The sequence below is a fragment of the Streptomyces sp. NPDC055103 genome, from assembly GCF_053607625.1.
In genome coordinates, this window is record NZ_JBSGTX010000022.1 from 1 (window position 1) to 24,826 (window position 24,826).

Annotated in this window: 21 protein-coding genes, 2 tRNA genes and 1 pseudogene; 16 read left to right on the forward strand and 8 right to left on the reverse strand. The window is 73.3% G+C overall.

The window, feature by feature from the left end:
- Window positions 1–104 precede the first annotated feature (104 nt).
- The 6 genes and pseudogenes from orn to ACWFR1_RS16120 form a co-directional block, all read left to right on the forward strand.
- Entirely contained in the window at window positions 105–719 is a 615-nt protein-coding gene (gene orn / locus ACWFR1_RS16095) for an oligoribonuclease (RefSeq protein ID WP_453551296.1), read from the forward strand.
- A gap of 127 nt (window positions 720–846) precedes the next feature.
- A tRNA-His gene (locus ACWFR1_RS16100) sits at window positions 847–919 on the forward strand.
- Between the two features lie 205 nt (window positions 920–1,124).
- Window positions 1,125–2,465, forward strand: coding sequence for an ABC transporter substrate-binding protein (locus tag ACWFR1_RS16105; RefSeq protein ID WP_453551299.1), 1,341 nt, complete (start codon window positions 1,125–1,127; stop codon window positions 2,463–2,465).
- Window positions 2,466–2,472: 7 nt separating this feature from the next.
- Window positions 2,473–3,465: a carbohydrate ABC transporter permease gene (locus ACWFR1_RS16110; protein ID WP_453551302.1), complete on the forward strand. Its 993-nt coding sequence runs from the start codon at window positions 2,473–2,475 to the stop codon at window positions 3,463–3,465.
- Entirely contained in the window at window positions 3,462–4,280 is an 819-nt protein-coding gene (locus ACWFR1_RS16115; protein WP_453551305.1) for a carbohydrate ABC transporter permease, read from the forward strand. The genes ACWFR1_RS16110 and ACWFR1_RS16115 overlap by 4 nt, the downstream gene beginning before the upstream one ends.
- A 112-nt stretch (window positions 4,281–4,392) precedes the next feature.
- Window positions 4,393–4,569 (forward strand): annotated as a pseudogene (locus ACWFR1_RS16120) (aspartate 4-decarboxylase); the annotation flags it as partial.
- Between the two features lie 105 nt (window positions 4,570–4,674).
- Here ACWFR1_RS16120 and ACWFR1_RS16125 read toward each other — a convergent pair.
- The 3 genes from ACWFR1_RS16125 to ACWFR1_RS16135 all read right to left on the reverse strand — a co-directional run bounded on the left by ACWFR1_RS16125 (window position 4,675) and on the right by ACWFR1_RS16135 (window position 8,525).
- Window positions 4,675–6,213, reverse strand: coding sequence for a glycoside hydrolase family 18 protein (locus ACWFR1_RS16125; protein ID WP_453551307.1), 1,539 nt, complete (start codon window positions 6,211–6,213; stop codon window positions 4,675–4,677).
- Window positions 6,214–6,381: 168 nt separating this feature from the next.
- Window positions 6,382–7,827 carry a sensor histidine kinase gene (locus tag ACWFR1_RS16130; RefSeq protein ID WP_453551310.1) on the reverse strand — a complete coding sequence of 482 codons (1,446 nt, stop codon included), beginning with the start codon at window positions 7,825–7,827 and terminating at the stop codon, window positions 6,382–6,384.
- Window positions 7,824–8,525 carry a response regulator transcription factor gene (locus ACWFR1_RS16135; protein ID WP_453551312.1) on the reverse strand — a complete coding sequence of 234 codons (702 nt, stop codon included), beginning with the start codon at window positions 8,523–8,525 and terminating at the stop codon, window positions 7,824–7,826. Before ACWFR1_RS16135 ends, ACWFR1_RS16130 begins: the two co-directional genes overlap by 4 nt.
- 87 nt (window positions 8,526–8,612) lie before the next feature.
- Between ACWFR1_RS16135 and ACWFR1_RS16140 the strand changes: the two genes are divergently transcribed.
- A complete protein-coding gene (locus ACWFR1_RS16140; protein ID WP_453551315.1) occupies window positions 8,613–9,221 on the forward strand; it encodes a hypothetical protein in 609 nt (202 codons plus the stop codon).
- Between the two features lie 9 nt (window positions 9,222–9,230).
- On the opposite strand, the gene ACWFR1_RS16145 is transcribed toward ACWFR1_RS16140, so the two are convergent.
- Both ACWFR1_RS16145 and ACWFR1_RS16150 read right to left on the reverse strand, forming a co-directional pair.
- Window positions 9,231–10,094 (reverse strand): spermidine synthase, encoded by an 864-nt coding sequence (locus ACWFR1_RS16145; protein WP_453551317.1) that lies wholly within the window; start codon window positions 10,092–10,094, stop codon window positions 9,231–9,233.
- Between the two features lie 183 nt (window positions 10,095–10,277).
- On the reverse strand, window positions 10,278–10,721 hold the full coding sequence (locus tag ACWFR1_RS16150; RefSeq protein ID WP_453551320.1) for a hypothetical protein: 444 nt from the start codon (window positions 10,719–10,721) through the stop codon (window positions 10,278–10,280).
- 224 nt (window positions 10,722–10,945) lie between these two features.
- Between ACWFR1_RS16150 and ACWFR1_RS16155 the strand changes: the two genes are divergently transcribed.
- Window positions 10,946–12,232 carry a tetratricopeptide repeat protein gene (locus ACWFR1_RS16155; protein WP_453551322.1) on the forward strand — a complete coding sequence of 429 codons (1,287 nt, stop codon included), beginning with the start codon at window positions 10,946–10,948 and terminating at the stop codon, window positions 12,230–12,232.
- Between the two features lie 30 nt (window positions 12,233–12,262).
- Here ACWFR1_RS16155 and ACWFR1_RS16160 read toward each other — a convergent pair whose 3' ends face one another.
- A complete protein-coding gene (locus tag ACWFR1_RS16160) occupies window positions 12,263–12,856 on the reverse strand; it encodes a histidine phosphatase family protein (RefSeq protein ID WP_453551325.1) in 594 nt (197 codons plus the stop codon).
- Between the two features lie 128 nt (window positions 12,857–12,984).
- On the opposite strand from ACWFR1_RS16160, the gene ACWFR1_RS16165 reads away from it, so the two are divergent.
- From ACWFR1_RS16165 to ACWFR1_RS16195, 7 genes are all read left to right on the forward strand, one after another.
- Window positions 12,985–14,127 carry a hypothetical protein gene (locus tag ACWFR1_RS16165; protein WP_453551327.1) on the forward strand — a complete coding sequence of 381 codons (1,143 nt, stop codon included), beginning with the start codon at window positions 12,985–12,987 and terminating at the stop codon, window positions 14,125–14,127.
- A gap of 46 nt (window positions 14,128–14,173) precedes the next feature.
- The gene (locus ACWFR1_RS16170) at window positions 14,174–15,763 is read left to right on the forward strand and encodes a hypothetical protein (RefSeq protein ID WP_453551330.1); all 1,590 of its coding nucleotides are present in this window, start codon (window positions 14,174–14,176) and stop codon (window positions 15,761–15,763) included.
- A 170-nt stretch (window positions 15,764–15,933) separates the two neighbouring features.
- Complete coding sequence (locus ACWFR1_RS16175) at window positions 15,934–17,217, forward strand: AAA domain-containing protein (RefSeq protein WP_453551522.1); 1,284 nt, start codon at window positions 15,934–15,936, stop codon at window positions 17,215–17,217.
- A 171-nt stretch (window positions 17,218–17,388) separates the two neighbouring features.
- The gene (locus ACWFR1_RS16180) at window positions 17,389–17,805 is read left to right on the forward strand and encodes an SH3 domain-containing protein (RefSeq protein ID WP_453551332.1); all 417 of its coding nucleotides are present in this window, start codon (window positions 17,389–17,391) and stop codon (window positions 17,803–17,805) included.
- A gap of 185 nt (window positions 17,806–17,990) precedes the next feature.
- A complete protein-coding gene (locus ACWFR1_RS16185) occupies window positions 17,991–18,347 on the forward strand; it encodes a hypothetical protein (RefSeq protein ID WP_453551335.1) in 357 nt (118 codons plus the stop codon).
- Window positions 18,348–18,516: 169 nt separating this feature from the next.
- Complete coding sequence (locus ACWFR1_RS16190; protein WP_453551337.1) at window positions 18,517–19,146, forward strand: hypothetical protein; 630 nt, start codon at window positions 18,517–18,519, stop codon at window positions 19,144–19,146.
- Window positions 19,137–19,210 (forward strand) — tRNA-Lys (locus ACWFR1_RS16195). Before ACWFR1_RS16190 ends, ACWFR1_RS16195 begins: the two co-directional genes overlap by 10 nt.
- Before the next feature lie 89 nt (window positions 19,211–19,299).
- Here the strand turns inward: ACWFR1_RS16195 and ACWFR1_RS16200 are convergent.
- Window positions 19,300–20,550 (reverse strand): M6 family metalloprotease domain-containing protein, encoded by a 1,251-nt coding sequence (locus tag ACWFR1_RS16200; protein ID WP_453551525.1) that lies wholly within the window; start codon window positions 20,548–20,550, stop codon window positions 19,300–19,302.
- Window positions 20,551–20,905: 355 nt separating this feature from the next.
- On the opposite strand from ACWFR1_RS16200, the gene ACWFR1_RS16205 reads away from it, so the two are divergent.
- Window positions 20,906–22,906 (forward strand): putative bifunctional diguanylate cyclase/phosphodiesterase, encoded by a 2,001-nt coding sequence (locus ACWFR1_RS16205; RefSeq protein ID WP_453551339.1) that lies wholly within the window; start codon window positions 20,906–20,908, stop codon window positions 22,904–22,906.
- A gap of 141 nt (window positions 22,907–23,047) precedes the next feature.
- Here the strand turns inward: ACWFR1_RS16205 and ACWFR1_RS16210 are convergent, their stop codons facing one another.
- Complete coding sequence (locus ACWFR1_RS16210; protein ID WP_453551341.1) at window positions 23,048–24,760, reverse strand: glycosyl hydrolase family 18 protein; 1,713 nt, start codon at window positions 24,758–24,760, stop codon at window positions 23,048–23,050.
- Window positions 24,761–24,826: the final 66 nt, after the last annotated feature.

The window sequence follows — 24,826 nt, forward strand, 5'->3', positions numbered from 1 at the left end:
TCGCGGGATTGCCCCGCACCACGTGCTCGACCAGCGGAACGTCCGCGCTGTCGGGCAGCGCGGTCTTGAGCTCGTCCGCCAATGCCTCCCCCTAAGGTGGACGCATGAACGATCGCATGGTGTGGATCGACTGCGAGATGACCGGGCTCTCGCTGACGGACGACGCACTCATCGAGGTGGCCGCACTGGTCACCGACTCGGAACTGAACGTGCTCGGCGACGGGGTGGACATCGTGATCCGCCCGCCGGACGCGGCCCTGGAGACCATGCCCGAGATCGTGCGCCAGATGCACACGTCCTCGGGACTGCTCGACGAGCTCGCCGGCGGCACCACGCTCGCCGACGCGGAGGCCCAGGTCCTCGCGTACATCCGCGAGCACGTCAAGGAACCCGGCAAGGCGCCGCTGTGCGGGAACTCGGTCTCCACGGACCGCGGCTTCCTCGCCAGGGACATGCCTGCCCTGGAGAGCCACCTGCACTACCGGATCGTCGATGTGTCCTCGGTCAAGGAGCTGGCGCGCCGCTGGTACCCGAGGGCGTACTTCAACAGTCCGGAGAAGAACGGCAACCACCGGGCGCTCGCCGACATCCGCGATTCCATCACGGAGCTCCGCTACTACCGCGAGGCGGTCTTCGTCCCGCAGCCCGGCCCGGACTCGGAGACCGCGAAGCGGATCGCCGCCCGCCACGCCGCGCCCACGGAGCGGACCCCGTCGTAGACACGTCGTAGACCCCGTCCGCACGGGGTCGCTCGCGTCCGGAATCAATGCGGGCGCGAGCACCCCCCAGGACCCTGTAGACTTCTTCTCGGCCGGTCGGGGAAACCCAGAAAAATTCCCGGTCATGGTGGGTATAGCTCAGATGGTAGAGCACCTGGTTGTGGTCCAGGATGTCGCGGGTTCGAGTCCCGTTACTCACCCTGAAGGCCGAGGCCCCGGTTCGAAAGAACCGGGGCCTCGGTCGTTTTCGTGTGCGCTCAGGAGCAGTTCGCGCCTTCGCGAGTGAAGGCGGCGGGTACGGGTCGGTGCCGCTGCCGCCGGACGAGTGGTGCGGGCGGTGGATTCCGTGCGGACCGGCGAGCTGTCCCCCGCCGCCGGTGCCGGGCCGCACTACGGTCGGGGCCCATGTGGAGCAGGAGGAGGAGCGGGCCCGTCGTCCCGCTCGCCCTCGCCCTCCTGCTGTCCGCGGCGCTCTCCGGCGGCTGCGCGACCGACCCCGTACCGCCGCCCTCGCCCGGCGTCCCGGTGCGGGAGCCGGTCGACGGGAGCGGGCGGCGGATCACGCTGACCGTCGGGGTGTTCGGCACGTTCGGCCTCCAGGAGGCCGGGCTCTACGACATGTACATGCGGCTCCATCCGGACATCGCGGTCCGGCAGACCTCCCTCACGCGCAACGACGTCTACTACCCGCAGCTGCTCACCCACCTCACCGCCGGATCCGGGCTCGCCGACGTCCAGGCCGTCGAGGTCGGCAACATCGCCGAGGTGCTCGCCACGCAGGCGGGCCGGCTCGACGAGCTCGGCTCGGCGCCGGGCGTCGACCGGGCCGCGTTCCTGCCGTGGAAGTGGGCGCAGGGCACCGCCCCCGACGGGCGGACGCTCGCGCTCGGCACCGACATCGGGCCGCAGGCCGTCTGCTACCGCAAGGACCTCTTCGCGCGGGCCGGGCTGCCGACCGAGCGGGGCGCGGTGGGGCGGCTGTGGGCCGGGGACTGGCGCAAGTACCTGGCGGCCGGGGTCCGTTACCGTGAGCGGGCCCCGGAGGGCACGGCGTTCACCGACTCCGCGTCCGGGGTGATGGCGGCGGTGACGGGCAGCGCGGCGCGCCGCTACTACGACGAGCGCGGGGAACTGATCGTGGCGGTCAACCCCGCCGTACGGGAGGCCTGGGACCTCGCCGCCGCGTTCGCCCGGCAGGGTCTCACCGCCCGGCTCCAGCAGTTCACCCCCGGCTGGGACCAGGCCTTCGCGAACGGCGCGTTCGCGACGGTCGCCTGCCCGGCCTGGATGCTCGGCTACATCCAGGACAAGGCGGGCCCGGCGGGGCGGGGCCGGTGGGACGTGGCGGCGGCGCCCCGGCCGGGCAGCTGGGGCGGCTCGTTCCTCGTCGTGCCGTCCGCCGGGCGGCACCGCGCCGAGGCGGCCCGGCTCGCGGCCTGGCTGACGGCGCCGGCCCAGCAGGCGGTGCTCTTCGAGCGGCGCGGCAGCTTCCCGAGCGCCTCGGCCGCGTACGCGCTCCCGGCGGTCGCGGACGCCCGGCACCCGTACTTCGGCGACGCCCCCGTCGGCGCGATCTTCGCGGCGGCGGCCCGGGGCGTCCCGCGGGCCCCGGCCGGCCCGAAGGACGCCCTCGTCGCCCAGACCCTGGCCGACGTCGGCATGCTCCAGGTCGACCAGACCGGCCGCTCGCCGGATGCGGCCTGGCGGGCGGCGATGAAGGCGATCGACAACGCGCTGGACCGGTGAGCCCGCGATGACCGAGACACGGACGCCGCCGGAGCGGACGGAGCCCGGGCGGAGGGGCGCCGAGACCTCATCGCGGGTGGTGGGGCGTGGTCGTCGTACTCCCGTCGGTTCGCGCTGGGCCCCGTACGCGCTGGTCGCGCCGTTCTTCGTCTTCTTCGGCGCCTTCGGGGTCTTCCCGCTGCTCGCGACGGCCTGGACCTCGCTGCACCGGGTGGAACTGACCGCACCCGCCGAGGCGGAGTGGGTGGGGGTGCACAACTACGCCCGGCTGCTCGACGACGCGTTCTTCTGGAACGCCCTCGGGAACACCGTCGTCATCGGGGTCCTCTCCACCGTCCCGCAGCTGCTGCTCGCGCTCGGTGTGGCGCATCTGCTCGATGTGCGGCTGCGGGCCCGGGGCTTCTTGCGGGTCGTGGCGCTCGCGCCGTACGCCACCTCGGTCGCCGCCGCGACCCTGGTCTTCGCGCTGTTCTACGGGCGGGACCACGGGATGGCCAACTGGGCCCTGGGTGCGGTCGGGCTGCCCCCGGTGGACTGGCAGAACGGCCCGTGGGCGTCGAAGCTCGCGGTGTCGTCGATCGTCGTCTGGCGCTGGACCGGCTACAACGCGCTGATCTATCTGGCGGCGATGCAGACGATCCCGCGCGAGCTGTACGAGGCGGCGGCGCTCGACGGGGCGTCGCGGTGGCGGCAGTTCCGGCACGTGACGCTGCCGGGGCTGCGGCCCGCGATCGCCTTCACGGCACTGGTCTCGACGATCGGCGCGACCCAGCTCTTCGGTGAGCCGCTGCTGTTCGGGAGCGGGGCCGGGGCCTCCGGTGGCGCCGATCACCAGTTCCAGACGCTCGGGCTCTATCTGTACGAGCAGGGCTGGGTGAACCTCCATCTGGGGCGGGCCGCGGCCATCGCCTGGGCGATGCTCGTCCTCCTGGTCGTGCTCTTCGGGGCCGTACGGCTCCTGCGCGACGGGCTCGCGCGCCGCCGGGGGTCCGCCGTATGAGGACGGAGCGGGCCGGCTGGGGTACGTACGCGCTGCTCGCGTTCTTCGCGGCCGTCTCCCTCTTTCCCCTGCTGTGGACGGCGATCGCCGCCTCGCGGACCAGTACGCGGCTCGCGGCCACCCCGCCGCCGTTCCGGTTCGGGCGGAACCTGCCGCGGAACCTGGAGATCGCCTGGACCGACGCCCGGCTCGGCGAGGCCCTGGTGAACACCGCGCTGGTCGCCGGGACGGTCGCGGCGGGGACGGTGCTCTTCTCGACGCTCGCCGGCTTCGCCTTCGCCAAGCTGCGGTTCCGCTTCCGGGGCACGCTGCTCCTGCTCGTGGCCGGGACGATGCTGATCCCGCCGCAGCTCGGGGTCGTCCCGCTCTATCTGCTGATCGCGCGGCTGCGCTGGACGGACGAGCTCCAGGCGGTGATCCTGCCCTCGCTGGTCTCCGCCTTCGGGGTCTTCTTCATGCGCCAGCACCTGCGGCGGGCGCTGCCGACCGAGGTGCTCGAAGCCGCCCGGATGGACGGGGCGGGGACCCTGCGGACGGTGTGGCACGTGGTGCTGCCGGCGGCGCGCCCGGCGATGGCGGTCCTCGGGATGCTGTCGTTCGTCGCGGCCTGGAACGACTTCTTCTGGCCGGTCCTGGCCCTGACGCAGACCGGCAACCCGACGGTGCAGGTGGCGCTCACGGGCCTGGGGCGGGGGACGGTACCGGATCAGTCGGTGGTGATGGCGGGGGCGCTGCTCGGGACACTGCCGCTGCTCGTCGTGCTCGCGCTGTTCGGACGGCACATCGTGGGCGGCGTGATGCACGCCGCGAGATGATCGCGAACCTGCCGCGGGCCGAGAAGGACCGGCTGAGCAAGCGGTACGGCACGCTGTCCCTGGAGCCCGAGAAGATCCGGTTCATCGACCGGCTCGTCGCCGACTCCCGGCCCGGCTGGCCGAGCAGACCAGCGTCGTCCTCCTCAACGGCGGCGGCTTCGACGGCCCCGAGGGGTCCGTCCGCGTCTCCCTGGCCAACCTCGACGACCTGGACTACCTGAAGATCGGCCACCACCTGCGGGCGATCTTCAACGACTACGCCGACGAGTGGCGGGCCTCGAAGGCCTGACCGGTACGGACAGCGAAGCGCGCCCCGGCCGGGGTGGGGTCTCTCGGCCGGGGCGCGCGCTGTGGGGGGACGGGGGCGGCCTGCTCGGCCGGCCTGCTTGGCGGCCTACTTGTAAGCGGCGAAGGCCTTCGTGAAGGCCAGCGGCTGCTGGAGGATCGAGGAGCAGGTGGCGTCGGCGTAGTTCACGGCGCCGGCCGCGCACTGCTTGTCACGGGTCGAGGACCACATCGAGAGCCATCCGATCCCCTTCGACCGCGCGAAGTCGACGAGCTGCGTCGCGTCGGCGACCGTGAAGATCTCGCTGACGACGTCGTTGACGCCGATCATCGGGGTGACGGCGACGGCCTTCCAGGCGGCCGCGTCGGAGAGCCCGAGGACGCCCTTGACCTGGGCCTGGGTCGCGGTCGCGGCCTGGATCGCGTACGTGCCCATGTCCGCGCTGTACGCCGGGCCGTAGTCCATCGCCATGATGTTGACGGCGTCGACGCGGACCCCGTTCTTCTTCGCGTCGGCGAGCAGGGCCACGCCCGGCTGCGTCAGCCCCTCGGGCATGACCGGCAGCGTGAAGGAGACGTTGAGGCCCGGGTGGGTCCGCTGGAGCTGGGCGATCGCCTGGGAGCGGCGGGTGTTGGCGGCCGTGTCCGGCAGGGCCGCGCCCTCGACGTCGAAGTCGACCTTCGTCAGCTTGTACTGGTCGATGACCTTGCCGTACGCGGCGGCGAGCGCCGAGGACGAGGAGCAGTTCAGGGCGAGCTCGTGGCCGGCGGCGCCGCCGAAGGAGACCCGGACGTCACCGCCCTTGGCGCGCAGGGCGCCGATCTGGGCCGCGACCTTGTCGTTCGCCAGGTCGGTGACCCCGCCCCAGAGGGGGGCGCAGGAGCCGCCGGAGGTGATGAAGGCGAGGTTGAACTCCTTCACGCCGGTGGCGTCGGCGGTCGCGAGCAGGTCGTACGTCGGGTAGAGCGAGGTGTCGACGTACGGGGCGTACGTGGCGGCGGAGGCGGGGGCGCCGGTCGCGGTGGGGGTCGGCGTCGGGGTGGTCGAGGTGGCCGTCGCCGTGGGGGTCGGCTTCACGGTCGCGGTGGCCGTCGCCGTGGCGGTGGCGGTGGCGGTCGGCTTCGGGGAGGTGGTCGCCGTGGCCGTCGGCTTCGGGGAGGCGGTCGCGGTGGGCTGATCGGTGGGGCGGCCGCTCGGGGTGGGGGCGGGGCCTCCGGCGGAGCAGGCGGACTTGTTGATGAGGCAGCCGGTCGGGTCGCCGGCCGCGCCCGCGGCGGAGGTCACGAAGCCGACGGTGACGGACTGGCCGGGCGCGAGCTCCTTGTTCCAGCTCGCGGGCTTCACGGTGACGTGGCCGCCGGAGACGGTGTACTCGCCGTTCCAGAGGGAGCCGACGGTCGTCCCCGCCGGCAGGTCGAACTCCAGGGTCCAGCCGGACTGGGCGGTGGTCGTCTCGTTGGTGACGACGTACTGGCCGGTGTAGCCGCCGGTCCAGGAGCTGGTCCGGGTGTACGCGGCGCCGACGGCGGCGGCCTGCGCCGTACCGCCGAGCGCGAAGGCGGTGCCGCCGGCGATCGCCGCCGCGACGACGGCTCCGACGACCTTGGTCCTGGTGCTCGCCCTGCGCCGGTGCGAACTGGTGCCCATCGGGTGCCTGCCTCTGTGTGCCGGGGTGTGGGGGTGGGGTGCGGCAGCACGTTAGCGACTGGGAAGCGGACAAATGCCCGCGATGGGCTCGGGGTTGGGATTCTTAGGCCCCGCTTAAGGAAGGCATCGGAACCACGAAAGGTTCGGCCGCTCCGCGCCCCGTACGGCTCAGGGCCTGCCCGACCCTGAGCCGCCGGACAGGCCCTGGGCGTCGGCGGCCCGGCGGGTGCCCGTGCCGCCGCGCCGGCGGCGGGCCGGGCGGTGGCCGCGGCGGGCCGCCGCGGTGCCCGAGCGGCGTCCGTCGAGCCCGATCCAGACGCGGACCTCGGTGCCGCCGAGCACGGAGTGTCCGATGGCGACGTCTCCCCCGGTGGCTTCCGCCATGCGCCGCACGATGTCCAGGCCGAGGCCGGTCGAGCCGGGCCGGCCGCCGCTGTTGCCGCGGGCCAAGGCTGCGGTGGGGTCGGCGATGCCGGCGCCCGCGTCGGAGACCAGGACGATGACGGCGTCGTCGCCGTTGTGGACGTCGATGGAGAACGCGGTGCCCTCGGCGGTGTGCCGGAAGACGTTGCCGAGCAGGGCGTCGAGGGCGGCGACGAGTTCGGGGCGGGCCACCGGGATGCGTACGGGACGCTCGACGCCCGCGACCCGGACCCGCCGGCCCTCGTCCTCCGCGAGCGCCGACCAGAAGTCCATCCGCTCGCGGACCACCTCGGCGGCATCGCAGCCGGCGCCGGGCCCGGTCGCCTGGGTCTGCGGCTTCGCGTCCCGGGCCGTACGGATGATGATGTCGACCTCGCGCTCCAGCTGTTCGACGGCGGCCCTGGTCTGCTCGGCGGCGGGTCCGGAGCCGAGCGAGGCCGCGTTGAGCCGCAGCACCGTCAGCGGGGTGCGGAGCCGGTGGGAGAGGTCGGCGGCGAGCTCGCGCTCGTTGGCGAGGAGCTGGACGACCTGGTCGGCCATCGAGTTGAATGCGACGGCCGCCGACTTGAGCTCCGGCGGGCCCTCCTCGGGCACCCGTGCGCCGAGCCGGCCCTCGCCGAGGTCGTGGGCGGCGCCCGCGAGCCGCTGGGCAGGCCGGACCATACGGACGCCGAGCCGGTCGGCGACGGCGACGGAGCCGACGATCAGCGCGATGCCGACGCCGGCGAGGACGAGCCAGGCGGTGGCGACACCATTGGTGACCTCGCCCTCGGGGACGAAGAGTTCGACGACGGCGACCTGGCCGCTGCTGAGCGCGGTGGGCTGGAGCAGCGCGAAGCCGCCCGGCACCTCGGCGATGGAGGCCCGGCCGAGCCGGCGGGTCGCGGCGAGCTCCTCCTCGTCGGCTCTGCGGGTGCCGATCTCCATGGCGGTGCCGCCCGAGTCCTCGGCGGGCACGTGGACGGCGAGCCGCCCGGCGGCCCCGTCCTCGGTCGTGGCGACGGCCTTGTCCAGCTCCTGGCGGTCGGTGGTGATCGCGAGGACGGGGGCGAGCCCGGCGGCCCGCCGTTCGGCGTTGGAGAAGGCCCTGTCGCGGGCCATCTCCTTGACGACGAGCCCGAGGGGTACGGCGAAGGCGACGACGACCATGGCGGTGACGGCCAGCGACACCTTGACGAGCGCCCACCTCACGGCTGCGGCTCCCGGGGCGGCTCCAGCTTCACGCCGACCCCGCGCAGGGTGTGCAGGTAGCGGGGCCTGGCGGCCGTTTCGCCCAGTTTCCGCCGCAGCCAGGAGAGATGGACGTCGATGGTCTGATCGTCCCCGTAGGACTGCTGCCACACCTCGGCGAGCAGTTCCTTGCGCGGTACGACCACACCGGGCCGCCCGGCGAGGAAGGCGAGCAGGTCGAACTCGCGCCGGGTGAGGTCCAGCGGCGTCCCGTCCAGCTCCGCCTGACGGCGCAGCGGGTCGACGACGAGCCCGCCGACCTGGAGGACCCGGGACGGGGGCGCCTCGCCCCCGGTGGAGCGGGCCCTGCGCAGGACGGCGGCCATGCGGGCGGAGAGGTGGTCCACCGAGAAGGGCTTCACGAGGTAGTCGTCCGCGCCGGCGTGCAGGAGCCGTACGATCTCGGCCTCGTCGTCCCGGGCGGTCGCGATGATCACCGGTACGTCGGTGATCCCGCGCAGCATCTTGAGCGCCTCGGACCCGTCCAGGTCGGGCAGTCCAAGGTCCAGGACGACCACGTCGAAGCGGAAATGGGCGACCTCGCGCAACGCCTCCAGAGCCGTACCGACGCTCCGTACCGTGTGGGAGGCCTCGGAGAGCTGGCGGATGAGGGCGGAGCGCACGAACTGGTCGTCCTCGACCACGAGCACACTTGCCATGGGCCGCACCGTACGCCATTCGGGGGAACGGGTGAGCAATGCGCACCCTCCGATCCGAAGCCTCACGGGGTGGTGCACTATGTCCCGGTGCGAAGAGGACTCGTTCACGCCCTGGCCTGGTCGCTCGCCACCGGCGCGGCGGTCACGCTGTCCTGGTGGGGAGTGCACACGGTGCTGTCCGGCACGGTCTACGACCCCCCGCGCGCGCTGCCCCTCCCGGTCGGCGCCGGAGAGGACGTACCGGAGACGTCCGGCAGCGATCCGCTGGCCTCGTCGACGCGCCGGCCCGAGACCCCCGCGTCCTCGGCGCCGCCGTCCCCGAGGACCACACCGGGCGGGCGGAGCACGACCTCCGCCGCTCCCTCCTCGACGCCCTCCTCGTCTCCCTCCGACGGCCCGGGGACCACGACCGCGGCGCCCGCGACCACCACGGCCGCGCCCGCCACCACCGGTGCGGCCGCTCCCGCGTCCTCCGTGAAGAGCTACCCGGTCGACGGCGGCCGGGTCACCTTCGACCTCGGCGAGACCTCGGCCGAACTGGTCTCGGCGACGCCCGCGTCCGGCTGGCAGATGCAGGTGTGGAAGCAGCCGACCTGGATCCGGGTCACCTTCACCAGGGACGGCCGCGAGCTGTCGGTGTTCTGCCTGTGGCACGACAGCGCGCCGCGCGTGGAGATCGAGGACCGGCAGTCCTGAGTCTCCGGCTCAGCGGAAGACGGACGCGGGCGGTACGGGTGAGGGCTTGGCGCTCGCGTCGGTGACCGGGGCGGCCCCGCCGGCGAAGTCGGCGAGCTCGCGGCCGTGCTCCACCCGGCCCGGGTGCGGGTCGGTGGCGACCCGGCGGGTCAGTTCGGCCACGGGCAGTGCGCGGTCGGAGGCGAGCAGCACCGCGTTGCCGAAGCGGCGGCCGCGCAGCACCGTGGGGTCGGCGGTCAGCGCCAGTTCGGGGAAGACGGCGGCGGCCGTGGCGATCTGGCCGCGCAGATGGGTCAGCGGCGGGCCGTCGGCGAGGTTCGCCGCGTAGAAGCCGCCGGGGCTCAGGACCCGTCGGACTTCGCCGAGGAACTCGACGCTGGTCAGATGCGCGGGGGTGCGGGCGCCGCTGAAGACGTCGGCGATGACGAGGTCCGCCCAGCCGTCCTGCACCTTGGCGAGTCCGGCGCGGGCGTCGGTGGAGCGGACGCGGATGCGGGCCCCGGCGTCGAGGGGCAGCTCACGGCGGACGAACTGGACCAGGGGTCCGTCGAGTTCGACGATCTGCTGGGTGGAGCGGGGGCGGGTCGCGGCGACGTACCGGGCGAGGGTGAAGGCGCCGCCGCCGAGGTGCACGACCTGGAGCGGCCGGTTCGGCGGGGCGGCGAGGTCGGCGATGTGGCCGAGGCGTCGCTGGTACTCGAAGGAGAGGTGGGCCGGGTCGTCGAGGTCGACGTGCGACTGCGGGGCGCCGTCGATGAGCAGCGTCCAGGCGCGCGGGCGTTCCCGGTCGGGTACGAGTTCGGCGAGCCCGCCGTCGACGGTCTCGACGACGGCGGCGGACGCCGCCCGGTCACGCTGCTTGTTCCTGGCCACGAGCCCATTATCGGGGCTGGACGCCCTGGAGGGGTCAGTGGCCGCCGCGGTGGCTCGGAAGTCAGCGGCAGCCTCCGCCAGGGGTCGGTGACAGCCGTCGGCCAGGGGTTCGGCGACAGCCGTCGGCCAGGGGTTCGGCGACAGCCGTCGGCCAGGGGTTCGGCGACAGCCGTCGGCCAGGGGTCAGTGACAGCCGTCGGCCGCCTCGATGAGCCGGGCCGCCTCGCCGAGCGCCTCGCGCAGGACCACGGGGTCGGTGACGGAGTCGTTGTCGCCGGGCGGCAGCAGCCAGCCGGCGGGGCGGGGGGTGTCGCCGGTCGGTTCGGGGAGTTCCGGCAGCTCGGGGAGGCGGAGGCCGCGCCCCGAGGTCCGCGTACACGCGCTGCCCGGCATGTCCCAGGCCGCGGCCGTGCCCGGCGGGACCAGGAAGCCGAGGGTGTCGCAGGCCCCGTCGTGCACGACCGGACCGACCGCCGGGGCGCTGCCGCGGCGCAGGATGTCGACGGCCTCCAGGCCCTGCCGGACCGGCACGGTCACCAGGTCCCAGGGCTCCGCGGGGGGCTGGGGGGTGGCGCCGTCCGGGGCGGGCGCGTGCCACGTGGCCGACTGCGAACCGATCTCCGACATGGGACCCCTCCTCGCTCCAGAGGAGACACGTTCCGTCTCTCCCTTACGGTTCAACGCCCGTGCGCGTCAACGGCTACGGCGCCATGCCGCTGCAAAGGATGGCAGTTCATGGCAGATCGCAGGCGAGATATCCGATTTGTAGCCAAACTCAGCGTACGCATCCAGTCACAGCAGGTACGTTCTTGCCGCCGGACCACCCGGCAGCACCAGGAGAGGGCTCGGCCATGGCGATGTCACGGGCAGTTCCCAATCTCGCCTTCCGCCGGCTCCGCGGACAGCACTCGCCGGCGGAGTTCGCCGCGGCTGTCCGCCGGGCGGCGCGGGAGATCGGCGAACAGGTCGCGTGCGACGCCCGCTACATCGGGCGCGTGGAAGCGGGCGAGATCCGCTGCCCCAACTACGCGTACGAGCGGGTCTTCCTGCACATGTTCCCCGGACTCGGCCTCTCCGACCTGGGTTTCTCCGCGCGGGAATCGGTACGCGGCCGGCGGCAGGCCGCCCCCGCCGGGGCTCCGCCTCCCGCCGCGATCTCGACCCGGAACGATGAGGAGAGCGACGTGCTGCGTCGCGCATTCATGACGAGCGGCTCCGCCACCCTGGCGGCCGCCTCGCTGGGACTCGGCGGCCCCGCCGTCGCGATCCCCGCCCCCCGCGGCAGCCACAGGATCGGCGAGGCCGAGGTCCGGGCCGTCGAGGAGGCCGTGCGGCAGATCCGTCTGCTCGACGACCGGCACGGCGCCGACGGGCTCTACAAGGTGGCCGCGCAGCCGCTCCGTACCGCGTACGCGCTGCTCGACACGGGCACCATGACCCGCCGCTCCACCGAGGACCGGCTGCACGCGGGCGCGGGCGAGCTGTCCCTCTCCGTCGGCTGGCTCGCCCACGACTCGGGCCGCCACGAGGACGCCCGCTCGCACTACGCCGAGGCCCTCGCCACCGCGCGGGTCTCGGGGAACGCGGCCCTGGAGGCGCACGCCTTCTGCAACACGTCGTTCCTGGCCCGGGACACCGGCAAGTACCGCGAGGCGGTCCGGGCGGCGCAGGCGGGGCTGCGGGCCGCGCAGCCCCTCGACTCGGCCCGGCTGCTCTCGCTGCTCTCGCTGCGGGAGGCCGGGGCGTGGGCGGGGCTCGGTGACCGGTCCGCCTGCGAGCAGGCCCTCGGCCGGGCCCACGGGCAGTTCGACCGGGGGCCGTCCGACGGCGACCCCGAGTGGATGTCGTTCTTCGGCGAGCCGGAGCGGGAGGCCCTGGAGGCCCAGTGCTGGGCTGCCCTCGGCGACTGGGGCCGCGCCGCCCGCCACGCCCACCGGGCGACGGTTCTGCAGAATCCGTACTTCGCCCGGAACCTCGCGCTCTACCGCGCCCACCTGGCCAAGGACCTGGCGCACGCCGGGCGCCCGGACGAGGCGGCGGCGGAGGCGAAGCGCGTCGTGGAGTCCCTCGACGGCATCGCCTCGGCCCGGATCCGCGTGATGCTCGCCGAGACGAGCCGGGTCCTCGCCGCGTACTGACCGCGCACTGACCGCGTACGCGGGGGCGCTCTACTCCAGGTGGCCCGTGTCGTTCCAGCGCTCGATCGCCGGGGCGCCGTACGCCCAGCCCAGGACCGAGAGGCTCGTCGGGTCGAGGCGGATGCGGGAGGCGAACGAGACGTCCTCGCCGAGCCAGCGCGCGCCGATCGAGCGCAGGATGTGCCCGTGCGCGAAGACCAGCACGTCACGGTCGGCCGAGTGGGCCCAGTTCACGATCTCGTCGGCGCGGTCCGACAGCTGCGCCAGGGTCTCTCCGTCGGGGACGCCGTCCCGCCAGATGAACCAGCCGGGCTGGACGGCCTGGATCTCGGACGGGGTCATCCCCTCGTACGCCCCGTAGTCCCACTCCATCAGCGCGTCCCACGGCTCGGCGCGGTCGCCGAAGCCCGCGAGGTCGCAGGTCTCGCTCGCGCGGACCAGCGGGCTGGTGCGCACCTCCACGCCGGGCAGCCCCTGCCAGGGACCGCGGTGCAGGCGCTCACCGAGCAGCTTCGCGCCGCGCCGCCCCTCGTCGAGCAGGGGGATGTCGGTCCTGCCGGTGTGCCGGCCGAGAAGCGACCACTCGGTCTGGCCGTGCCGGGCGAGCAGGATGCGCGGTGCCATGGGAAGGACTCTCCAGGGGTGTGGTTCACGGTGCGGGCGTGCCTCTCCCATCATCGCCCACGCGAATTCCGGGTGACGTCCGGGCGACCTCGGGACGGTTGTCAGTGGTGGATGCGAGACTTCCGCGGGTGAGCGCATCCCTGGACAGCGGTCTGCCACGACCGGCACAGACGACACTTCGGCAGGCTCTGGCCGATCTGCGTGGACCGGACACGGCGCCACGCGCCCTGGACGCGCGGGCGCTCGCGGCGCTCGCCGCCAATCCGGGCTGCCGACGGCGGGCGTTGCTCGACGGCGCCGGGGTCGACAAGGCGGCGCTCGCGTCGAAGCTGGGCTCCCCCGCGCCGTTCGGCCAGTCGCAGTTCGCGATCATGCGGGGCAACTCCTTCGAGGCGAAGGTCAAGGCGGACGGCGGCCGTGAGCTGCTGCGGCTGCTCGGCGTCGAGGAGCCCGGCGCGGTCTCCGTGCCCGATCTGGCGGCGGCGGGACCCCAGGGGCGGACGGCCCGTACGGCGCTCGCGCTGCGGGAGGCCACCGGGGCCGGGACGTGGTCGCTGCTCGGCCACCCGCTGCTCGCCCTTGAGGTGGCCGGCTCCCCGGTCTATCTGGAGCCGGACGCGGTGGTGGTCGACCCCGAAGGGCGGTGGACGGTCGTCGAGATCAAGTCCTTCCCGATGATCGACGGCGCGGCCGACGCGTCGAAGGTGGGCGCGGCGGCCCGGCAGGCCGCCGTGTACGTGCTCGCGCTGGAACGGACGGCGGCGGTGACCGAAGGCGCGCTGGTCGCGCACTCGGTGGTCCTCGTCTGCCCGAAGGACTTCTCGAACGTGCCGACGGCCTCGGTGGTGGACGTGCGCAAGCAGCGGTCGGTGACCCGGCGGCAGCTCGCCCGGCTGACCCGGATCGAGGAGATCGCGGACGCGCTGCCGGAGGGCACCACCTTCGATGTGGCGGGGTGCTCGGCTGCGGAGCTGACGGAGGCCGTGGAGTCCGTGCCCCACGCGTACGCGCCGGAGTGCCTGGCCGCCTGCGAGCTGGCCTTCCACTGCAGGTCGCGGGCCCGGGACGCGGGCGCGGTGGAGACCCTGGGGCGTTCGGTACGGGGTGAGCTGGGCGGCCTCACGACGGTCGGCGCGGTCCTGGCGGCGGCGCGCGGCGAGGCCGGGGACCCGGACGATCCGGCGGTGGCGGCCCTGCGCCGGGCGCGGGCGCTGCGCCAGGAGGCGCTGGCCGCCGCACCCGCGCGCCTGCCGCGGGAGGCGGCCGAGTGAACCCGCCGACCCGGCTTCCGCGCGTCACGGCCGAGGAGGCCCCCGTATGTCGCTGATCTCCGCTCTGGCCCGGATGGAGGCCGTCGAGTCGGGCCGCGCCCAGCCGTTGGCGACGGTCCGCCATCGGCGCGTGTCCGCGCGGCCGCTCGTCCTCGTCCCCCTGACGACCGCCGGCGAGGCGGGTGCGCCGCTCGGGGCGCTCGTCGGCACCGACCGCGAGGAGCCCAGGCTCCTGGTGGTGGCGCAGCCCCGGGACCGGGACCTGCGGTTCTCGTTCCTGGCCGACCTGGCCGAGGAGGTCCTGCCGTACGTCGACTCCTTCACGGACGTCGTCGAGGCGGCGGAGCGGAGCGAGGTCGATCCCGGGACCGGCAAGAAGGTGAAGGTCGAGGTCGAGCTGTGCGCGGACGCGCCACAGCTCATCGTGCCCAGCCGGGCGGGCGTCGAGTACGTACGGCTGCTCGGGCGGTCGACGCGGTTCCGGCGGACGGCCGAGCAGGACCCGGAGACGCCGTTCCCCGCGCCGCCGCGCGTGCCGCTCCTCGGGCGCTGGCTGACGCACTTCGGCGAGCGGGCCCGGGTGCCCGGTTCCTCGCTGCTGCTCGCGGCGACGGATCTGCTCAACCGGCACTGGGCGACGGGCCAGTCCTCTCTGGAGGACCAGCACCTGGGCGCGCTGCTCGCGTGGATCGACCCGCGGGACGGGGAGTCCGGTCCTGCGGGGGCGCTGCGGGCCGAGGTGGGGCGGGACGACCAGGGGCAGTTGCTGTGCCCGCCGGCCGGTCCGGCCACCGACCCCGCCTTCGACAACAAGCTCCTCGCGCCCGCGATCGAGCGGTACGACCGGGCCCGGCAGGCGCTGGGCGCGGCCGCGGACGGCGAGGCGGCCGACAGGGGCCTCGGCGAGCTGCACCGGGCCGAGCGCGAGATCAGGCGCCTCGTCGCCGCGCAGCTGAAGCCGACCTGGGACGGGGTCTGGCGGGCGCTCGACCTGCTGCGGGAGCTGCCGGAGGGGGCCAGGGTCGAGGACCGCTGGACCCGCGACCGCTGGTCGTTCACCGGTCACCGGGACCGGATCACGGCAGGTGAGCCGCCGCAGCCGCGCCGGGACGACGCCGTGGGGGCGGCCTCGAAGCTGGCGGCCCGCGAGCAGGCGCAGGGCCAGCTGGAGGCGCACGAGGCGCTCGACGACCCGCTGGTCCTGGCGGGGCGGCGGCTCGCGGGCGAGGCGTTCGCGGCGGAGGTGGTCGAGGTGACGATGGCCTGGACGGAGTCGAAGCGGCCCGCGCCGCGCCCGCTCGTCACGGTCCGCACGGAGGACCGGCCGCACCTCGCGGAGAAGACGAGGGTGTTCCGCTCGCTGGAAGGGAAGCCGCAGGCGGCGGAGTTCGTGCGGTACGAGGAGGACGGTTCGCTGGTGCTGCGGCTCCTGGACAGGATGGGGCGGTCGAAGGAGCCGGCGGAGGGCTCGGTGCCGGAGAAGGGCGAGCGGTTCGCCTGGACGCTGTTCGAGCACGAGCAGCGGGTCGGGCCGAAGCTGCCGGACCCGGAGGAGACGCCCTGGACGCACGGCGGTCCCCCGCGGACGGACGCCGTCGAACTTCCCGATGCCGTGACCCCCGAGGACGTGCTGTGACGACCGTGGACCCTCGCTTCGATGCTGCCGGAGCTCGTTTCAACCCGGCTGCCGGAGCTCGTTTCAACCCGGCCGCTGGACCTCGCTTCGACCCGGCCGCTGGACCTCGCTTCGACCCCGCCGGACCTCGTTTCGATCCGTCCGCCGAGGCCGGTCGGGCGACGGACGGCATCCTCGCCGACACCCTGCGCGGCACTTCCCGGGGTGTCGTCGTCGACTCCCCTCCGGGTGCCGGGAAGTCGACCCTCGTCGTGCGGGCCGCTCTCGAACTGGCCGCCGCCGGGCGCCGCCTGATGGTCGTCGCGCAGACGAACGCGCAGGTGGACGACCTGGTGCTGCGGCTCGCCGAGAAGGAGCCCGGCCTGGAGGTGGGCCGGCTGCACTCCAGCGACAGCGACCCGTACGACAAGGCGCTCGACGACCTGGCCACCGTACGGAAGTCGGCGAAGCCCGGGGAGCTGACCGGGCTGCCGGTCGTCCTCTCCACCTCCGCCAAGTGGGCGCACGTGAAGAACGTCGAGCCGTGGGAGCACGCGATCGTCGACGAGGCCTACCAGATGCGCTCGGACGCGCTCCTCGCCGTGGCGGGCCTCTTCGAGCGGGCGCTGTTCGTGGGCGACCCCGGGCAGTTGGACCCGTTCTCGGTGGTGGGCGCGGAGCAGTGGGCGGGGCTCTCGTACGACCCGTCCGCCTCGGCCGTCTCCACGCTGCTCGCGCACAATCCGGAGCTGCCGCAGCACCGGCTGCCGGTGTCGTGGCGGCTGCCCGCGTCGGCGGCTCCGCTGGTCTCGGACGCCTTCTACCCCTACACGCCGTTCCGCAGCGGCACCGGGCACGGGGACCGGAAGCTCTCCTTCGGGGTGGCCTCGGACGGTTCGGGTCCCGACCGGGTCCTCGACGAGGCGGCGGAGTCGGGCTGGGGACTGCTCGAACTGCCGGCCCGCACCACCCCGCGCACCGACCCGGAGGCGGTCGGCGCGGTCGCCCTGCTCGTCCGCCGGCTCCTGGACCGGGAGGGGGCGGCGGTCTCGGAGCGGTCCGAGCGTCCTGTGCCGCTGACGCCCGACCGGGTCGCGGTCGGCACCGCCCACCGCGACCAGGCGGCGGCGGTCCGGGCGGCGCTCGCGGGGCTCGGTGTGACGGGTGTGACGGTGGACACCGCGAACCGGCTCCAGGGGCGCGAGTACGACGTCACGGTCGTCCTCCATCCGCTGTCGGGACGCCCGGACGCGACCGCCTTCCACCTGGAGACGGGCCGCCTGTGCGTCCTCGCCTCCCGGCACCGGCACGCGTGCGTCGTGGTCTGCCGGGCGGGCGTCGCCGAGCTCCTCGACGAGCACCCGTCGACGGAGCCGGTGCGGCTGGGCGCGGCGGTGTCGTTCCCCGACGGCTGGGAGGCGAACCACGCGGTGCTCTCCCACCTGGCGGAGCACCGGGTGACCTGGACGCCGTGACTTCGGGCCGGTCGAGGCCGCGTGGAGCATCTCGTTCCGCCCTGCGAGCTCGGCATTTACGGTGAGCCGCAACCCCATGGCCCCGTTCCGCCGGGTTCCGTCATGGTGGGTCCACGGCGCGGGACGAGGGGCGTGTCCGTGCCGCAGTGACCACACAACGGGAGGACATCCATGCGAACTCTCAAGACTCGTGCGGCAGTTGCCGCGACCACCGGCGCACTCGCCCTGGCCGGGATCCTGGGCACGGCCGGCACGGCGAGCGCGACCCCGGCCGCCGCTTCCGGGCAGCGGACGGAGGCCACCGAGGCCGGGCAGCCCCAGGCGCTCGCCCTTTACGTCCGCAAGGTCTGGAAGACGGTGAACCACCGGGTCGCGCCGGACGGGGACTCCACGAAGATCGGCACGCTCTACGCGAACAACTACTACACGGTGAGCTGCTGGAGGTACGGCGAGTCGGTGACCGCCGAAGGCACCACCAACAACGTGTGGATCTACTCCAGGAACGACAGCGGCCGGTGGGGCTACGCCAGCGCCATCTACTTCTCGGGCAACAAGTACGCCGACCTGCCGTCGACCGCCAGGTGCTAGTCGACCCGTGAGCGACCTCACCCTGGAGCCGTACGGAGAGCCGTACGGCTCCGGGGCCGTGTCGGGGGGCGCACAGGCCCCGGCTTCCGGGGGCGCGCGGTGGAAGCCGCGCGCTCTTGCGGGGCGCGGGACAATGGAAAGCGGCCCGGGATCCCGGGCCGTGCCTGTGCGAGGAGGAAAGAACGATGGCGGAACCCGCGGAGCGGAGCGGACAGCGACGGCTTCGGCCGGCACCGCTGGTCTTCGAGCCTGCCGAGGCGACCGCCGATCCGGAGCACTTCTTCGACCTGGAGTCGATAGAGGACCCGCGCGAGCTGCTGGCCCGGGCGACGGAGCTGACGCTCGCGTTCCGTGCGGCGACCGACCGCGCGACGGAGTTCCAGGCGATCGCGGCGGCGCAGCTGGCGGACCCGCGCCGGTTCGACCGGCTGACGGCGGCGGACGTCGCCGAGCGGGCGGAGTGGACCGAGGACTACGCGCTGAAGATGATCGAGTTCGGCCGCGGACTGATCCGGTCGAACGGCCGCCCGGCGGAGGAGTAGGCGCCGGGAATGACGCCGGAAGTGACGCCGGGAGTTGGCCGTCCGCCGGACAGACCCTGGTGCGTCCCGTGGCATATGCGGGGCGCACGATACTCCTCGCCCACCCTTCCTGTCCGAGATTTCGGCAACCCTCGGAAACGGAGTCGTTACGGCCGGTAGATCTGGTCGTATGACGACCTGGTTGCGCGACGAGACCCCGTACGACATCTTCCGTTTCCTTCGGGAGGGCGACGAGGGGCGGCACCAGACGGCCCACGTGACCGCCGACGGGGCGGCCTGGCTCGCCTCGGCCACCGGGGGCCGGCCCGGGGCCGCGCTCACCCGCTGGGAGGCCAGCCCGGCCTCGCCGGCGGCGCTGCCCTGCGGGACCGTCTTCGACGTCGTCAACGTGGACCCGGTCTTCGGGCGCCGGATGCTGGACCGGCTGTGGGAGGAGGGCCCGGGATCCGGGCCCGTCGCGGTCCACCGGGGCCGGATGATGCTGTTCGCCGCGCCCGGGACGGCCCAGCGTTTACCGGCGTTGCTCGACTGGGAGGAGTGGGGCGACGCGGTCCCCCGGCCTCTCTGCCACGGCGTCGGGGACGCCGTGACCGTGCCCCCGCTCACCCCGGCCGACTCCACCGGGCCCCGCTGGCTGGTGGCCCCCGACACGCGCAGCCCCTGGCTGCCCGGCCCCGAGGTCATGCTCTGGGCCTGTGTACGGGCCGTCCGGGCGGCCTCCGCGCCCGACGTGCGGGTATCGATTTTTCCTCCCGCCGATCCGGGTGCTAATGTCTACGACGTCAGCAGGCGCCGCTAGCTCAGTTGGTTAGAGCAGCTGACTCTTAATCAGCGGGTCCGGGGTTCGAGTCCCTGGCGGCGCACAGACGGAAGAAGCCCCTCGCGCGAGCGGGGGGCTTCTTCGTTGTCCCACGACGCTCTCCCGTGGCGTTCTCCGGCGACCTCCCGGTTGTCAGCCCACGCCGGGCGGGGTGACCTTCACCGTCCAGCCGCCCGTCTCCGTACGGTCCGCCACCTCGACGCGGACGCCCGCCCCGGGCACGGTGAAGGTCTCGCCCTCCTCCAGCGGCGCGTCCGCGAGCGGCGGGTAGACGGAGCGGTCCCAGCACGCGTCGGTGCGCGGGTGGGCGTCGACGACCTGGACCGGGCCGTCGCCGGAGGCCGCGCCGCTGCGCACCCGGTAGAGGAGGACGCCCTCGGTGCAGGTGTCGGCGTCGTTGCCGGTGGCACCCCGGGCCTCGATCGCGAGGACGCTGTCCGGGCCGGTCCTGACGACGGCCAGCCGGGTGCCGAGAGCGCCGCTCTCCGTCGGCGGCGCGTCGGTCGGCTCCAGGCTGACCAGCTGGGAGCCGGCGCCCTGCACACAGGCCACCTGGGCGCGGGAGAGCCAGCCGAGCTTCCACTTGTGCCAGCCGAAGAGATCGGGCGCGAGCCCGAACTGGCTGCCCATGACGTCCCAGTCGCCCACATGGGTGTCCCAGTCGCCCTTGCCGTCCGCCGGCCGGTGGTAGAGGTCGGGCAGGTCGAAGACGTGGCCGGTCTCGTGGGCGAGGACGTTGCGGTCGGGCGGGTGCCGCTCGAAGACCGTGACGACCCGCTTGATCTCGGCGCCGTCGACCTCCAGGGGACGTTCGAGGTTGACGACCTTCGTCGCGTCGGAGTCCACGCCGGGCGCGTCCGGGTCGGCGACCAGATAGACGACGTCGTAGCGCGAGAAGTCGACGTCCGCGTCGGCGGCCGCGATCGCGTCGCGCAGATAGGCCGCGCGCTTCCCGGAGTCCCAGTCACGCCGTATGTCGTACGCGCTCGACTCCCGAGGCATCCGGGTCCAGTCGGACCGGGGGTGCGGCCGCAGGTCGAAGCGGCCGTAGGAGGCGCGGTCGAAGTACTCGCTGGTCGCCGGGAAGTGGTCGGCGGTGAGTTCGGCGGGGGTCGTGAGGGGCGTGGCGTCCGGGAACGACAGGAAGATCATGACCGCGTCGAGCGTGCGGGTGGGACGCGGATAGGAGCCGTTCCAGGTGTCGAGGCCGAGCGAGTGGTGGGCCGCCGTGCGGGGCAGGGCGCAGGGGTTCGCGACGGGCGCGCCGACGGCGGGGCCCGCGACGAGCCCGGTGGCGGCGAGCGCGGCGAGCGCGGTGAAGGCCGCCGCACCGGCACGCAGCTTCGGCCGCTCCACTCCCCCGGGTGGCTGCTGACCCCTCACGTGGACCTCCGGATCGGTAGAGCGGGACACCACCACCACCTTGTGATGGTTTGCGGTGTTTCGCATGTTTCCGCTGCCCCGGTCGGGTGAGGGAGCGCCACCGGGTCGACGCGACACGAGCAGGCAACAGCTCACGGAAAGTCACATTCGGTCACGTCATCACCGGCCCGTGTCAGACCCGTGCAGAAACGATCGGGCGAGGGGCGGCGGTGGGGAGCCTCACAGCGGTCGGCGGCCTCCGGAGGGGCCTCGGAGCTGGAACGGGCCCCCGACCTGGCTCTATGATCGGCACACTTTCCTTGGCCGACCATCCCGACCACATGTGAACGGCCCGACTGCACTACGGGAGCGAGCGGTGAGCGGAACCCCCGAAGGACCGGTGCACCCAGAGCCGCCGGAGACGCCCTCGACCGATCCCGTAGTCACGGAGCGTCATGCCGAGCCCTGCGCCACGCGTCAGCCCGACCTCGTCCCCCGTCTCGGCACCGACCCCGGGGAGGCCGACCGCCAGGACTCCGACCGCCGGGCGGCCGAACTCCGCGACTACCGCGCCGCCTTCCGCGCCGCGCAGCTCGCCATGGCCGTCGTCGACCAGGACGGCATCGTCGTCACGGCCAACGACTCCTTCGGCGCCCTCCTCGGGACCGAGGCCGGGTCGCTCCGCGAGCAGTCCGCGGCCGATCTCGTCGACCTCGCCTCCGACGGCCGCACCTGGCACGCGTACCGCGAGGTGCTCCGCGGTCGCCGCTCCCGCTTCCGCTGCACCCGTCGGCTCAAGCACCCCGACGGGCGCTCGCTGTGGGCCGAGGTCACCGTCTCCCCCGTACCGGACAGCCGGCGCGTCCTCCTGTCGATCGCGGACATCAGCGACCGGCGCGAGCTCCAGGCCCGGCTGCGCCACCTCCAGATGCACGACCCGGTGACCCGACTGCCCAACCGGGCCCTGTTCTTCGAGCGGCTCTCGGCGGCCCTGGAGGCCTCCGCCCAGGACGCCGCGACGGAGAGGACGTCGGCCGGTTCGTCGCGCGAGTCGCACGAATCGCATGAGCCGCATGAGCCGCATGAGTCACACGAATCACACGAATCACACGAGTCGTACGGGTATGGCAGAACAGGGCGGATCGGTCTCTGCTACCTCGATCTCGACGGCTTCAAGGCCGTCAACGACACCCTCGGCCACCGGGTCGGCGACCGGCTCCTCGCCGCCGTCGCCGCCCGCCTGACGGAGTGCGCGGACAGCGACGGCTACACCCGCAGCGGCGGCCATCTCGTGGCGCGGCTCGGCGGCGACGAGTTCGCGATCCTCGTCGAGGACTCCACCGGTACGGAACAAGTCGCGGACCTGGCCCGCTCGGTGCTGGTCGCGCTCCAGCTCCCCTTCGACCTCGGCGGTCAGCGGCTCTCGGTCTCCGCCTCGATCGGCGTCGTCGAGCGCACCGCGCTCGGGACGACGGCGACCGCCCTCATGCAGGCCGCCGACACCACGCTGTACTGGGCGAAGGCGGACGGCAAGGCCCGCTGGACCCTCTTCGACCCGGAGCGCAACGCCCATCGGATGACCCGCCAGGCGCTCTCCTCCACGCTCCGCCCGGCCGTGGAGCGCGAGGAGTTCGGCCTGGAGTACCAGCCGCTCGTGGACCTGGCGGACGGGGCGGTCCGCGGGGTGGAGGCGCTGGTGCGCTGGAACCACCCGCAGTTCGGCTCGCTCCCGCCGAATCGGTTCATCGGCATCGCCGAGGAGGACGGCTCCATCGTCGAGCTCGGGCGGTGGGTGCTGGGGACGGCCTGCCGCCAGGCCCGGCAGTGGCAGAAGGACCATCCGCGCGAGCGCCCGATCTTCGTCAGCGTCAACGTGGCGGTCCGCCAGGTCTGGGACTCCGACCTGGTCGCGGACGTCGCCGGGATCCTCGCGGAGACCGGGCTCGCCCCGCACCTGCTCCAGCTCGAACTGACCGAGTCCGCCGTGATGGGCTCCGCCGGGCGGCCGCTCCAGGCCCTTCAGGCGCTCAGCGACATGGGCGTGCGGATCGCGATCGACGACTTCGGCACCGGCTACTCGAACCTGGCCTATCTGAGCCGGCTGCCGGTCTCGGTGCTCAAGCTGGACGGCTCCTTCGTCCGCGGCTTCCAGGACGAGGAGCACGCCAACCCGGCCGACGAGCTGATCGTCGAGGCGCTCGTCCAGCTCGCGCACCGGCTCGGGCTCACGGTCACCGCCGAGTGCGTCGAGACCTCGGGGCAGGCCGCCCGGCTGCGCCGGATCGGCTGCGACACGGGGCAGGGCTGGCTCTACTCGCGGGCGGTGGCCCCGGACCGCATCGCCGAACTGATCGGGGCGGAGCCCCTGCGGGTCTGAGCCGTCCCCGCTCTCGTACACCGGGCATGGAACTGCCCCCGGCCGGAGGGACATTCCGGGCGGGGGCAGCGGTTCATGAGGTGGTGCTCGGCGGGGTGCTCCTCAGTGGGGTTCCGGAGAAGCGCTCAGCGGGTCGGGCACTCAGCAGGCGCCGAGGTCCTTCCAGACGCCCCACTCGCCGGTCGTGCCCGGCGTCTCGTTCTGGGTCCACCACTGGGCCTTCCACTTGCGGCCGTTGTGGGAGACCTCGTTGCCCGCGGTGTAGATCGTGCCGGCCACGTACGCCGGGACCGAGCCGCAGCCCGTGGGAGGCGTCGTCGTCGGAGGCGTGGTCGGCTCCGTGGTGGGCGGGGTGGTGGGCGGCGTCGTCGGCGGGGTGGTCGGCGGCGTCGTGGTCGGCGGGGTGGTGGTGGCGCCGAGCGCGGTGTTGATCTGGCCCAGCAGGGTGGCGTTGTCGTCCAGGCCGAGGAGCGAGTACATCATCGCGCCGGCCAGGCCGCGCTGCTTGCCGTAGTCCACCCGGGCCTGGATGGACTTCTGGTTGAGGCCGGTGAAGAACTCGCCGTCCTTGTAGAAGTACGAGGACTTCGACTGGTCGTCCCAGAAGGTCGTCGACGCGTTGTCGACGATGCCGCCGAGCTCCTTGTAGTGCGCGATGCCGGCCTGCTGGCTGAGCGGGCGGACGTTGGAGCCGCCGGTCGCGGTCTGCGCGAGGCCGTTGGTGGTGCCGGCCGGCACGCCCTTCCAGCCGCGGTAGTAGAACTCGTAGCCCAGGGTCAGCTTGTTGGCCGGGAAGCCGCCCGCGATGCCGTAGGTCGGGTTGCCGTCGATCCAGGAGTCGATGGCCGAGTCGATGCTGTACTTCTCGGTGCCCGGCGCGATCACGTCGGTCGGGTCGTTCGGCGAGGGGTACAGCGGGGACTGGTGGTACGTCGGCCCGTCGCCGTCCCAGGCGCCGTGCATGTCGTACGTCATGATGTTGGCGTAGTCCAAGTACTGGCCGATCTTGTCGGTCTCGATGTACTTGATCTTGTCCTGGCCGGCCGGGAGGGCCGAGGTCAGCAGGTACTTCTTGCCGCCGTTGGCCGCGCCGTACTCGTCGAGCTGCTTGCGGAACTCGGCGAGGAGCAGGGTGAAGTTCTGCTTGTCCTCGGGGGCGTAGTGGTTGCCGAGGTGGCCGTCGGCCGAGCCCGGGTACTCCCAGTCGATGTCGATGCCGTCGAAGATGCCGGCCGCCGTGCCCGCGCCGCCGAAGCCGCCCTCGACGGGCAGGTCGCCCTTGATGTACTGGTCGATGCAGGAGGAGACGAGCTTCTTGCGGCTCGCGTCCGTCTTGGCCGCGTCGCTGAAGTACTTGGAGTAGGTCCAGCCGCCGAGCGAGATGTTGATCTTCAGGTGGGGGTACTTCGCCTTCAGTTCCTTGAACTGGTTGAAGACGCCCACGATCGGCTGGTTCCACGTGTCGGCGACGCCGTCGACGCTGTCCGCCGCGCTGAAGGACTTCTGGTAGTCGGCGTAGGAGTCGCCCGCACCGTCACCCGCGTTGGGGTTGTTGTCGTCACCGGCGGCCTTGTTGGCCTCGAAACAGGTGAGGTTGGTGGGGTGGATGTTGCCGAACGAGTAGTTGATGACGTCCAGCTTGCTCGCGATGCCCCGGGTGTCGAGGTGCTTGGGGTAGAACGCGTTGCCGTAGACGCTCCACTGGTCGTAGTACGCGATGCGCACGTTGCCCGCAGAGGCGGTGGTCGATGCGTCGGCCGCCTGGGCGGAGCCGAGGCCGACGGTCGCGGCGAGCGCGCCGGCGGCGAGGGCCGAGCTGAGGAGCGCGGCGATCAAGGGCTTACGGGGGTGCACGTGCGGCCTCCGATGGGGGGTGAACTGGGTGGTGCCGTACAAGAGCTGAGGAAGTGATAACCGGCG